The 12391-nt window shown below is 37.7% G+C and carries 11 protein-coding genes (1 of these 11 running past the window's edge); 3 read left to right on the top strand and 8 right to left on the bottom strand.

The features are described 5' to 3' along the window. Positions 1-455: the 5' portion of a nucleotidyltransferase-like protein gene (locus tag AC4QJR_RS05995; protein WP_251459024.1), read on the bottom strand. 421 nt of this gene lie to the left of the window's left edge; the window shows 455 of its 876 coding nt (coding positions 1-455); the start codon lies at positions 453-455; its stop codon lies off the left edge, out of view. A gap of 151 nt (positions 456-606) precedes the next feature. On the opposite strand from AC4QJR_RS05995, the gene AC4QJR_RS05990 reads away from it, so the two are divergent. After that, positions 607-948: a YgzB family protein gene (locus tag AC4QJR_RS05990; RefSeq protein ID WP_098576222.1), complete on the top strand. Its 342-nt coding sequence runs from the start codon at positions 607-609 to the stop codon at positions 946-948. A 91-nt stretch (positions 949-1039) separates the two neighbouring features. On the opposite strand, the gene perR is transcribed toward AC4QJR_RS05990, so the two are convergent. The 7 genes from perR to AC4QJR_RS05955 form a co-directional block, all read right to left on the bottom strand. Further along, complete coding sequence (gene perR, locus AC4QJR_RS05985) at positions 1040-1477, bottom strand: peroxide-responsive transcriptional repressor PerR (protein WP_026564336.1); 438 nt, start codon at positions 1475-1477, stop codon at positions 1040-1042. 107 nt (positions 1478-1584) lie between these two features. Continuing rightward, complete coding sequence (locus AC4QJR_RS05980) at positions 1585-2139, bottom strand: cob(I)yrinic acid a,c-diamide adenosyltransferase (RefSeq protein WP_496525631.1); 555 nt, start codon at positions 2137-2139, stop codon at positions 1585-1587. Positions 2140-2388: 249 nt separating this feature from the next. After that, the gene (gene bcp, locus AC4QJR_RS05975) at positions 2389-2859 is read right to left on the bottom strand and encodes a thioredoxin-dependent thiol peroxidase (protein ID WP_375376842.1); all 471 of its coding nucleotides are present in this window, start codon (positions 2857-2859) and stop codon (positions 2389-2391) included. 79 nt (positions 2860-2938) lie between these two features. Then, the gene (locus tag AC4QJR_RS05970; protein ID WP_306460612.1) at positions 2939-3334 is read right to left on the bottom strand and encodes an ion channel; all 396 of its coding nucleotides are present in this window, start codon (positions 3332-3334) and stop codon (positions 2939-2941) included. 74 nt (positions 3335-3408) lie between these two features. Next, a complete protein-coding gene (locus AC4QJR_RS05965; protein ID WP_496525630.1) occupies positions 3409-4194 on the bottom strand; it encodes an ABC transporter permease in 786 nt (261 codons plus the stop codon). A gap of 9 nt (positions 4195-4203) precedes the next feature. Continuing rightward, the gene (locus tag AC4QJR_RS05960) at positions 4204-4995 is read right to left on the bottom strand and encodes an ABC transporter permease (protein WP_251459027.1); all 792 of its coding nucleotides are present in this window, start codon (positions 4993-4995) and stop codon (positions 4204-4206) included. Beyond that, positions 4996-6003, bottom strand: a complete 1008-nt coding sequence (locus AC4QJR_RS05955; protein ID WP_098576227.1) for an ABC transporter ATP-binding protein — start codon at positions 6001-6003, stop codon at positions 4996-4998. Positions 6004-6161: 158 nt separating this feature from the next. Here AC4QJR_RS05955 and AC4QJR_RS05950 point away from each other — a divergent pair, with 158 nt between their 5' ends. Continuing rightward, positions 6162-7457 (top strand): glutamate-1-semialdehyde 2,1-aminomutase, encoded by a 1296-nt coding sequence (locus tag AC4QJR_RS05950; RefSeq protein ID WP_496525629.1) that lies wholly within the window; start codon positions 6162-6164, stop codon positions 7455-7457. A gap of 318 nt (positions 7458-7775) precedes the next feature. Next, positions 7776-12245 (top strand): glutamate synthase-related protein, encoded by a 4470-nt coding sequence (locus AC4QJR_RS05945; protein ID WP_496526627.1) that lies wholly within the window; start codon positions 7776-7778, stop codon positions 12243-12245. The last annotated feature ends 146 nt before the right edge of the window (positions 12246-12391 follow it).

Here is a 12391-nt window from a genome sequence, read left to right as displayed (position 1 = left end):
ACATAATTGTAGGCATCTAAAAACTGATGACTTTCAAATAAAGCTTTTCCATCCACATAGCGTCGAATCAATTTTGCAAATTCTAAACCTATTTTTATTTTGCGCCCATTAAAAGGAAAATCACGCAATTCTGTTTTTAAATTGGCTACATATTCGTTCCGATCAAAAATGATTTTGGCCTCATAAAGCCATTCAAATATTTTCCGATTCGATCCTAATAAAATCCATTCATTCAACTGCTCTTCCGTGATGATATGCATGGCTGCCTTTTTATCGTGGTAGGTATAATGCTTAATAAATAGGGGCTGCTCTGCTTCTTTGACAAGGACTAACAAGATTACATCAAATGAATCTGTTATATGACTTAACTTTTGTTTTTTTTCTACCATCAATACTCCAAGAGTATTCAATTGGCTCGCCCGTTCTTGATAAATAGGCCGAAGGATATCTTCCATCTATTATTCCTCCATTTTTTTCAGGTAGCAATATAACTTCGACAATGATAACAAATCTCCTTCTTTCTTCGGAGACAAATTTCGACATTTCTCATCCTTGCTTTTTCCTTCTTACCATAATTATGGTATAGTTTCTCTAGGAGGGAGTAACATGGCAAGATATTCGAGTAAAATAAATAAAATTCGTACCTTTGCATTATCATTAATTTTTATAGGTTTCATTGTTATGTATGGCGGGATCTTTTTTCGAACTTCTCCACTTATTATGACCATTTTTATGATTTTGGGCCTTCTTTTTATTATCGCAAGTACTATTGTTTATTTTTGGATTGGTATGCTATCAACAAAAACTATCCAAGTAACATGCCCTAACTGCGGAAAGCATACGAAAATGCTTGGTCGAGTGGATATGTGTATGTATTGTCGTGAACCATTAACCCTTGATCCTAATCTAGTAGGCAAGGAATTTGACGAGTCATATAATAAAAAATAAGAAAATAAAAGAGGAAGACTAAACCATTTTGCTAAAAAGCTACTGTGGTTAAGTCTTCCTTCTTTATTCACAAAAATCTGCTACTTTAAGGTTAATGAACCTCTTTACTTGCACATTCCGGACAGGAACCATAGATTTCCATACGGTGGTTTTCAACTTTGAAACCTGTTACATGGGAAGCTAGGTGCTCCACTTCATCTAAGCCTGGATATAGAAAATCAACTATTTTTCCACACTTTTCACAGATGACATGATAATGATGAGATGTAACGAAATCAAATCGGCTTGAAGCATCCCCAAATGTCAGTTCCTTCACAAGACCTACTTCACGAAATACTCGCAAATTATTGTAAACCGTCGCCACACTCATATTCGGAAATTTTCCTTCAAGGGCTTTATAAATATCATCTGCAGTAGGATGTGACATCGAGTTTATTAAATATTCAAGTATCGCATGACGTTGTGGAGTAATGCGTACCCCTGTTTCCTTTAAGGTATCCAACGCTTCTTTTAACTGATTCATCGCCATGCACCTTCTTTCTAAAAAATATTCTTACTTTATAATTGTTATAATTAATTTTACTAAGTAAAATGTACTTTTGTCAATATTGTTATCTTATTAACAAATAATGTTTATTATCCTTTTCCATGTAATGTTTGTTCAGATGCACTTAATTGAAAATTTACATAGCGTGCAGTTACAAACAATAAGTCGGAAAGTCGATTTAAATAAGCTAATACAAGTGGATTAACCTCTTCACCTAATCCAACAGCGCATCTTTCTGCCCTCCTTGCTGTTGTTCGCGCCACATGGAAAGCAGCACCTGCAGGATGTCCCCCTGGCAAGATAAAATTTGTTAACACTGGAATTGCCTCATTCCATTCATCAATCTGTTTTTCCAATTCTTCAACATCTGATAAAGCAAGTGCCCACTTCACTTCCATTCCTTTTGGGGTGGCCAGTTCTGCACCTACATGAAAGAGATTTGTTTGTATTTTATGATATATAGTATCAATTATTTCTTTCCCTTGAAAATTTTCCTTATTTAAATAGCTAAGAGCAAGACCAATCATTGAATTGGTTTCATCACAAGTGCCATATGCTTCCACACGTAAATCGTTTTTCGCCACTCTTTTTCCGTATATTAGTGAAGTTGTTCCTTTATCACCAGTTTTAGTGTAAATTTTCATTTATTAAACCCCCTGTTAATAAGAGCGCCTACAAGGCATTATTATGCGAGCATTTTTTTCATCATAACACCTGTCACTATATTTAGAAAACTCAAAATATAAAAACCCTTTGTGTCTCCATAAAAAAAAGGGCCACTATGGACCCAAAATTTATCTGAGGAGGTATGCCCTAATAAAAGGATATTCAATCTGACGTAACTTGCATTGGACAAATGCCTTCCCATAACAAAATAGGCTTCTGTTAAGGAATTAGCTGAGCTGCTCCCTTATGTATGATAAAGCCTCATCAACATGACCCTTGACTTTGACATTTCTCCATTCTTTCACGAGCTTGCCTTCCTTATCAATAATAAATGTAGACCTTTCAATTCCCATATATTCTTTACCAAAGTTTTTCTTTAACTTCCACACTCCGAAATTTTCTGCTAATTGATGTTCTGTATCTGCTAGAAGAAGAAAAGGCAATCCATATTTCTCGACAAATTTTTGATGACGGTCAACTGGGTCTGGACTTACCCCCAAAATAACTGCATCCACTTCAGTAAATTTTTGAATTTGATCTCGAAAATCGCATGCTTCTGTAGTACATCCTGGCGTCATATCCTTTGGATAAAAATACAAAACGATATTTGTGCCTCGGAAATTTGATAGATTTACTGTCTCGCCATTATTGGCCTCTAACTCAAAATTTGGTACTTGCATTCCAATTTCAACCGTCATCATTTACCACTCCCATATAATAATTCCTTTAGGTAAGCGTAACAAAATTCACCCATATAAAACAACTATCCTGCATCACTTATAATGTTTCCCGGTCAAACATAACTCGAGCTACAAAAGCTGCCGGTAATGTATATCCAATCAACGCCTCTGTTACTGTAATAATCCTGCCTATCCCCTGTGGAATGACATCACCATTTCCGACTGAAAATAAGGTCATCGCACTAAAATAAAAACTAGTCTCAAAAATATTCCTGTTATCTTGATTATTAACTTCCATTAGTAAGGACATGCCAATTAACTCAAAAAGTAAATAAATAAGTCCAAAGCCAAGAATAACCGTCAAATAAACCGAGCCTAAATACAAAAAATTATCAATGGATACTAACTTATCTTTAACTGTATTAGGAATAAAAAGCGTTCTTAAACTCATGAAGATGCAAAAAATAACAATTGGAAGCAAGAAAAAAAACACAATAAACCACCTCAAAATTTTACTTTTTGTAGTTTATTTCTATGCTAGCTTGGACAATAAAATATCTGTTAAAACTAATTCCCTGCTCCTCTATATTTCTTTACACCTTGATTCCAAATCATTACAGCAATGAGGAAGAAAACAACACCAATAACAGGTGTTAAAAATGAATACCAAAACCATTCCTTTTTGCCAAGGAAAAAGGCAGCGGGGTAAACACCAACAAAGGCAAATGGCAGCACCCATGTTAAGACAAATCGAATGAGTTTATTGTAAATATTTACTGGGTACCTGCCATAATTGCTAATGTTGTACATCATGGGCATTAGCGACGTACGAGCGTCTGCCCAAAAACTAATGCAGGCAATCATGATGAAAACTCCTCCATAAACAAGTGCCCCACCAATGACAAAAAGGATAAATAGAAATGGATCAAACCAATGCAATGAAAGATCCAGTCGGTTTCCGGCATAAAACATCACAGCAATTCCTGTAAGAGCTCCTAATAAGGACTCTAGTTCAAGCCTCTCAAGGATGATTTGAAAGAGACTATGGATTGGTCTGGTTAAGATTCGATCCAATTCCCCCTTCACGATATACCGTTCATTAAAATCCCAAATGTTAAAAAATGCAGAAAAAACAGCAGATGGGACAAGAAAAAATCCATAAATAAAGATGATTTCATCCTTGCTCCAGCCATTGAGTAAATTGGTATGACCAAATACAACCAATATAAAAATTAAATTTATCGCTTGTGATAATAGATCTGAGAAAAATTCAACAAAAATATCGGCTCGATATTGAAGTCTCGTTTTTAAATACTGTGATAGGTATTGAAAAAACATCGAAATATAGAACAACTCTAACTCTTACCCCCCTTGAATAATTAGTTGTTTCTTTGCCAAGGACCAAAGAATTTGGATTGGAAAAAATAACAGTATTACCCAAACAAATTGTTGAGTGATTGCATCAATGGCCTGTGCTTGAGAAAAACCTTTGGTCACAATCATACTCGGAAAATAACTAATTCCTTGAAAGGGAAGATATTTCATCACAGCCTGGGCCCAGCCCGGAAAAAAACTAATCGGCAGTAACAACCCAGAGAACAAATCAATGACAACACGTTTGGCTCGAATCAGCCCAGAGTTATTATATATGAAGAAAGTAGTAATTCCTGTTAGTAAATTCAACTCCGTATTTATAAAGAAACTCAACAAAATGGAAATGGCAAACAATCCCCACACACTTAGATCCCACGTAAATTTAACTGGAAAGACAAAATAAACGATAATCAACCCCGGTGCCGAAAAAAAGAATAGCCTGAAAATCCCTTCCCCTAACCCTTGCATAACTTTCATCCCCAAGTAGTTGTAGGGCCTAATTAATTCAACTGCTACTTTACCCTCCATAATTTCCAGGGCCATTTCACGATCAAGGTTGTTAAAGTAAAAGGCACGGGCCATCCAGGAAACAGCAACATACGTGGTCATCTGCGTAACTGAAAGACCAACAATTTGCTCTTTATTCCCGTAAATCGCAGACCATAGAAAATAATAGGCACCAATATTAATACTATAGATTAGAATTCCCGTGTAATAATTGGTCCGGTATGCAAGCATCATTAAAAAGCGGATTCTAATCATCTCAAGGTATTTATCCACTTATACCGCACCCTTTTCATAAATATTTCGAATAATTTCTTCCGTCGACGTTTCATTTATTTTGATATCTTTTATTTTAATTGCAGCTACCAGCTTGGCAATGACTTGAGAAATAACTTCATCATTATCTTCCAGCGTAGCCGTAAAGATTTGCCCTTTTTCGTCCAGGTCCCACTTTACAGGAATTTCACTGGTGAGGTTATGCACAGCAGACAGTTCGACATGTTCAAGAAACTGAAATTGAATCTCTTTCCCTTCCCCCCATTTCTCCTGAAGATTCTTTAATGCCCCATCATATATGACCTTACCTTCATCTAACATGATTACTCGCTCACACAATGCCTCAATATCTGTTAAATCGTGTGTAGTTAAAAGGATCGTAGTCTGATATTTCTCGTTAATCTCTTTTAAAAATTCACGAATTTTTAGCTTTACAAGCACATCTAATCCAATCGTTGGTTCATCCAAAAATAATAATGGCGGATTGTGAATGAGCGCAGCAGCAAGTTCGCATCTCATTCTCTGACCTAGCGATAATTTTCTTACTGGTTTATCTAGCAGCGGTTCGATATCTAACGTGCGAATCACATGACTCATGTGGCTGTTATAATCTTCATCGGACACCTTGTACACTTTTTTCAAGAGGCGAAAGGATTCTTGAACGGCGATATCCCACCACAATTGAGACCGTTGTCCGAACACAACCCCAATTGTCTGGACAAATTTTTCTCGTTCTTTATGCGGGTTCATCCCGTTTACCACGATTTCTCCTGATGACGGAGTTAAAATTCCGGTCAGCATTTTAATGGTGGTTGATTTTCCTGCGCCATTCTCACCGATATAACCTACCATTTCACCTTTTTTCACAGAGAAATTAATATCATTAACGGCAGGAACAATTTTATAATTTCTTGTTAATAAATCCCTAAATGCTCCTTTTAAACCTGTTCGGCTGGAATATGCCTTAAATTCTTTTCGCAAATTATTAACTTCTATTACATTATTCATTTTCTCCCCCCAAAACAATGACCTAGAAATTTAGTTTAGCCAAATAAGATTGATAAAACAACAAGCACGCATTCATGAAATATCCGAATAGTTAAACAGACAAAAATTAGCTGAAAAAGTGCTAAAATGGGATAGAAGTAATTGAAGGAGGGAAATATATGAAATTTATTAATTCAGAAAGATTACATAATGAAGCACTTGAACATATTGTGGGCGGAGTAAACAGTCCATCACGTTCCTATAAAGCCGTAGGCGGCGGAGCACCCGTTGTAATGGAACGGGCTCAAGGGGCATACTTTTGGGATGTGGACGGAAACCAATATATTGACTATCTAGCTGCCTATGGGCCAATTATCACTGGTCATGCCCATCCCCACATTACTGAAGCAATCAAACACGCCGCAGAAAGTGGTGTATTATATGGAACACCCACACCACATGAAGTTAAATTTGCAAAAATGTTGAAAGAAGCCATTCCTTCGATGGAAAAAGTTCGGTTTGTAAACTCTGGGACAGAAGCTGTCATGACAACAATACGCGTTGCCCGTGCTTATACTGGAAGGGATAAAATCATTAAATTCGCAGGCTGTTATCATGGTCACTCTGACCTTGTCCTGGTTGCGGCAGGCTCCGGTCCATCTACATTAGGTACACCAGATTCTGCAGGTGTCCCAAAAAGTATTGCACAAGAAGTAATAACAGTACCTTTTAATGATATTGAACCATTTAAAGAAGCTTTAGAGAAATGGGGGGACCAAATTGCTGGTGTATTAGTGGAGCCCATCGTCGGAAACTTCGGGATCGTCGAACCAAAACCTGGATTTCTACAGCAGGTCAATGACTTAACCCATGAAGCAGGTGCGCTTGTGATTTATGATGAGGTCATTACAGCGTTTCGGTTTATGTACGGTGGTGCCCAAAATTTATTAGGAATCGAACCTGATTTAACCGTCCTTGGAAAAATAATTGGCGGCGGCCTGCCAATTGGCGCCTACGGTGGACGGAAAGAAATTATGGAAACAGTAGCCCCGCTTGGTCCTGCCTATCAAGCAGGAACTATGGCAGGAAATCCAGCATCCATTCTTTCGGGAATTGCCTGTCTCGAAGTCCTAAAACAAGAGGGAATTTACGATTACCTAGACCGTTTAGGTGCCATTCTTGAAGAGGGAATTTTAGAGGCTGCGAAAGAAAATAATATCGATATAACAATCAATCGTTTGAAAGGTGCTCTAACTGTTTATTTTACAAAGGAAAAAATTGAAAACTATGTTCAAGCAGAAAATACAGACGGAGAAACCTTTGCAAAGTTCTTTAAGCATATGCTCCATCAAGGAATAAATCTTGCTCCATCCAAATATGAGGCATGGTTTTTAACAATCGCTCATACAGATGAGGATATCGAGGCCACTTTACATGCAGTAAGAAATGCATTTTCTTTACTCTCGAACGAATAAATATACAATTTTTATGCACAAAAGGAAGTGGAAATCACTTCCTTTTATTCTTTTAAACCCTTTGAAAACGTTTACATTAACATATTCACTAATCAAATCAGTGCCTTTTATCCACTATTTTCTTATCCAAAATAATGTATATTTATTTGATTTCTGAAAATTCTTATGATACTATTAAATTACTAATTTTTTAATTTATCCTTTAACTATATACCCCGTTAAAGTGACAAACGAATACACAACCACGAATTTATACTTAAACTTTTAGTTTCATAGGAGGTGAATGGCCTTAGTAGATTACTGCTAAAGCCTAATATGATGACACAAAAATGGACCCCTTCCCTATTTAAAGATTTCCACAAACAAGAACATGATGCTTGCGGAATCGTTGCATGTCTTGAAAAATCTAAGCGTCCAACTAGAAAAAATATTTTTGATTGTATAGACGCGCTTGTGACCATGAATCATCGCGCTGGATTTATAAATGGTGAAGGCGACGGTGTCGGCATTCATACCGATATCCCAGTGGAGCTTTGGAAAGAAAAATTGCTTCAAGCAGGTCAAGAACCAACACTTGCTGAAAAAGATGAATTTGCTGTTGGGCATGTTTTTATTAGTCAAAAAGTAAACTGGAAAACTACCAAACAGGAATTACTTAATAAGCTAGAGAAATACGGCTTTGATGTAGTATTTGAATCAGATCAAGTAACGGATTCTTCTGCACTTGGCCCAATCGCCATCCAGGAAAATCCTATTTTCTGGCAATTTGCCTGTCTTTCTTCAATAACTGGCCAAGAATTAACCAAGAGCCTTTTCGAAGTATTAATTGATTTTGAATCGAATGATCAAGTTCATGTTGCTTCATTAAGTCACAACCATGTCGTATACAAGGTAATGGGTGCAGGAGATATTCTCCCACGTTTCTACCATGACCTTGCGAATCCACTTGTGGCTTCAACCATGACGCTTGGACATAATCGTTATTCTACAAATACTTTATCAAGCTTCTTCAGAGTACAGCCATTTAGTGTTCTTGGACATAATGGAGAAATTAATACCATTGCCAAACTTCGAGATGAAGCAAGAATGATTGGTGTACCCCTTGTCAAAGATGGCAGTGACTCTCAAGATTTAAGCAGGACAATGGAAACATTAATTTGCCGCGAAGGTTTTTCATTATTTGAAGCAATCGATGTTTTATTCCCGCCAATCATCAATGAAATTAAGGCATATCCTGAAAATCTTCAAGACTTATATACTTACCTAAGAGAAGCATGGGGGCATTTTGCTCAAGGTCCTGCAGGGATTATTTCAAGATATGGTGATGAAGCCGTATTTAGTGTTGATGCACTAGGACTCCGTCCGCTGTGGATGCTCGAGACAGAAAGCTCTTATTTATTTTCCTCTGAACCAGGAATCATTTCTTCGAGCGAATATGTTAACGAACCAAAGCCTTTAGCACCAGGTGAAAAGGTTGGCTTTAAATGGAATGGTGAAACGCTTGAGGTTTTTGAGCAAGATCGTTTTCAAACTGAAGTCTATTCCCGTTTTTCTGAAAAGTTAAATATTAGTGAAGTTAGGGCTCGTTTGCTGCCTCCTTCATTAGGAAAAACAGTTACGATGACATATCCTGACAAAATCCATAATGGACAATATAAAGCATTTGGCTGGGAACGAGATCATATTCAATTAATCGAACAAATGGCGGAAAAAGGTGTGGAACCAATTCGATCTCTTGGTCATGATGCACCACTAGCTGCACTTAACCCAGAAAGAAAAAATATTGCTGATTATTTTAAAGAAAGTGTTGCGGTTGTAACGAATCCTGCAATTGACCGGGACCGTGAGACTGAACATTTTTCAACACGTGTCATTATTGGAAAGCGTCCAACTCTATTCAATAAAGAAAATAGCGAAACAGTTATTGAATTAACTACCCCTTTATTATTGGAAGGGAAAGCAGGCTATGACTTATCTGAGAGTTTAAATCAACCAAGTTTTGATCAAGTTGTCTCTCATTTTCAGGCACGGAAGCTTGTAACTTTTATTTCTGCTACATTCAGTAAAGAAGAAAAATTAGAGCAAGCGTTAGAAAGACTTGCAAATGAAGCCGTTCAGGCAGTTCAAGCAGGAAAAACTTTACTTGTTCTTGATGATGCAAAAGCACATCAGGAAGATTCTTATTGGATTGATCCGCATTTAGTAACTTCAGTCATTGATCAGGCACTTGTTAAAGCAGAAATAAGAAGAGAATGTTCTTTAGTCCTACGTTCTGCTGCAATTCGTTCACTTCATGACATCATTACGGCATTCGGATTAGGTGCAGACTTAATCAGCCCTTACTATATGTTCCTAACGGTTCTTGACGAGACATCAAAACCTCTAATAAACCTTTATAGTGCACTTACTAAAGGGCTAGAAAAAGTAATTTCAACAATTGGTATTCATGAACTACGCGGATATGGCCGATTATTCTCAAGTATCGGCTTACATGAGGATATTGCCAATCTATTAAAAATTGTTAACTTTTTTGGTTCGAAAGAACTTGAAACTGATTTTGAAGCAATGAAACTTGATGCTTTATCAAGAGCCGAAGATTACCACAATGAAAAGGAAAGAGTCGGAAAGACTTTCCATCTCTTCCCACGGATTTGGAAGGCAATTGGTGAAGTAGCATCTACTGGAGATTACGATGTTTATCGTGATAAAATCACCGAACAAGAAACAGAGAATCCAACAACGATCCGTCATTTAATTCAGCTTAAACCAAGTAATAAACAGTTAGTACCAGAAGATGTCGACCTTCGTGTCGGTGACCATGATTTACCGTTCATTATTTCTTCAATGTCCTTTGGTTCTCAGAATGAAACAGCATTTAGAGCCTATGCCGAAGGTGCAGACCGTTTAAATATGGTTAGCTTAAATGGTGAAGGCGGAGAAATTAAAGATATGCTCGGTAAGTATCCAAAAACAAGAGGTCAGCAGATTGCCTCAGGAAGATTTGGTGTAAATGCTGAACTTCTTAACTCTTCTAACCTATTAGAAATTAAAATTGGTCAGGGGGCAAAGCCTGGTGAAGGTGGTCATCTTCCAGGTTCGAAGGTTACAGCAAAGGTTGCTGAAGCACGTAATGCAACCCTAGGTTCCGATTTGATCTCTCCATCTAACAATCACGATATCTACTCAATTGAAGACTTAGCGCAAATGATCTTAGAATTGAAGACGGCAAATGATCAAGCAAAAATTGCAGTTAAAGTCCCTGTTGTACCGAACATTGGAACAATTGCAGTTGGTATTGCAAAAGCAGGAGCAGATATTATCACTTTGAGCGGATTCGATGGCGGAACAGGTGCTGCAAGAATTCACGCACTACAGCATGTTGGATTACCAGTTGAAATTGGCGTAAAAGCTGCCCATAATGCCCTGCTTGAAAGCGGCCTTCGTCACAAAGTAGAACTTTGGGCTGACGGCGGTATGAAAAGTGCAATGGACGTTATGAAAATTATGCTCCTTGGTGCTAACCGTGTTGGCTTTGGGACATTATCTATGCTGGCAATTGGTTGTACGACCTGCCGTGGCTGCCATTTAGATACTTGTCACGTCGGTATTGCCACTCAAATTGAATCAGAAGCACAGGCAAAAGAACACGGTCTAAGACGTTTTGTTCCAAGACAATTAGATTTAGCTGTACAAGGAATAATGAATCTCTTTACTGCATTTGCAACAGAATTAAAGAGTCTATCGGCTTCAATTGGAGTTCGCAATCTACAAGATGCAGTTGGTCGTTCTGATTTATTAGCGCAAATGAAAGGCCAGGGTCAACTTAGCCTCTCTTATTTGCTAAAACCATTAGAAATCAGCCAATTTGCTAAAACAGAAGCGTCAAAATCAATTGAAGAGGTGCAAATGCAAGTAGCTGTCGGAGCAGAATACTTAGATGGCAGTGTGGACCAATTACACTCTTCTCGTGAATTCACTAGTGTTACATCCGAACAGCGAGTACTTGGAAGTCGTGTATCTTGTCACCGTGTCCGCGGAAGACTAGATGGTTCTTATAAGCAGTTACCATCGGTTCAGCTTAATTATAAAGACGGTTCCATTCCTGGAAATGGCTTAGGTGCCTATAATAGTGAAGGAATCGAAATCACTGTTAATGGCGGCGGTCAAGACGGCGTTGGAAAAACATCCTTTGGTGGGAATATCCAAATATTAAAATCAAAAGGTAAGAATGGTCAATACTATAATGGTTCGGTAGGAAAAGGGTTCGGCTATGGTGCTCAAAAGGGTCTTCTTATCGCGCAAGGAAATGCAGACGCAAGAGCTGGAATACGACTTTCTGGTGCAGATTTAATCATCGGTGGTACAGTTAAAAAGCCACTTCCGGAAAATGAAGGTGGGAATATCGGTTCTAATGCAAACATCAAAGGGTTTGCCTTTGAATATATGACAAATGGCCGCGGCCTTGTACTCGGTGACCCAGGTCCATGGATTTGCGCAGGAATGACAGGCGGGGTTGTTTATATTCGTCAGCAGCCAGAAATGGGATTAACCAAAGAAGCCATTCAGAGAAGAATTGCTAAAGGTGCAAAAGTTTCAATTGTTGATCTAAATGAAAAGGGCAAACAGGATATTAACGAACTTTTAGGTAAATATACTGACCTGCTCGAACAGAATGGTCAGACAGAGGAAGCACAGCAGCTTCGTGCACTACTAACGAATGTTGAAAATCACTTTGTGCAAGTACTTCCTGTCAAAGAACAAGCTGATCCATCTGTATCTACAGAATGATTTATAGAAACAAGTTTAAGGACGTCCGCTTTTTTAGCGGACGTTTTTTATTCCAACTTTTTTTTACAAATATCAAAAAAATTCATTTGATATCTCTTGATAATATGGGGTAATCCATGTATAGTAAAATTTTGCTTAAGAAAACC

The organism is Neobacillus sp. BP17 (assembly GCF_059579525.1).
This window is presented reverse-complemented; position numbering and strand designations above follow the sequence as displayed.

What these genes read in the sequence shown, in the direction of transcription:
- bcp (WP_375376842.1), bottom strand. Translation starts at nt 2,859, where the DNA reads ATGACGGTTGAAATTGGAATGCAAGTACCAAATTTTGAGTTAGAGGCC.
- AC4QJR_RS05950 (WP_496525629.1), top strand. Translation starts at nt 6,162, where the DNA reads ATGAAATTTATTAATTCAGAAAGATTACATAATGAAGCACTTGAACAT.
- AC4QJR_RS05990 (WP_098576222.1), top strand. Translation starts at nt 607, where the DNA reads ATGGCAAGATATTCGAGTAAAATAAATAAAATTCGTACCTTTGCATTA.
- AC4QJR_RS05955 (WP_098576227.1), bottom strand. Translation starts at nt 6,003, where the DNA reads ATGAATAATGTAATAGAAGTTAATAATTTGCGAAAAGAATTTAAGGCA.
- AC4QJR_RS05980 (WP_496525631.1), bottom strand. Translation starts at nt 2,139, where the DNA reads ATGAAAATTTACACTAAAACTGGTGATAAAGGAACAACTTCACTAATA.
- AC4QJR_RS05945 (WP_496526627.1), top strand. Translation starts at nt 7,776, where the DNA reads ATGACACAAAAATGGACCCCTTCCCTATTTAAAGATTTCCACAAACAA.
- perR (WP_026564336.1), bottom strand. Translation starts at nt 1,477, where the DNA reads ATGGCGATGAATCAGTTAAAAGAAGCGTTGGATACCTTAAAGGAAACA.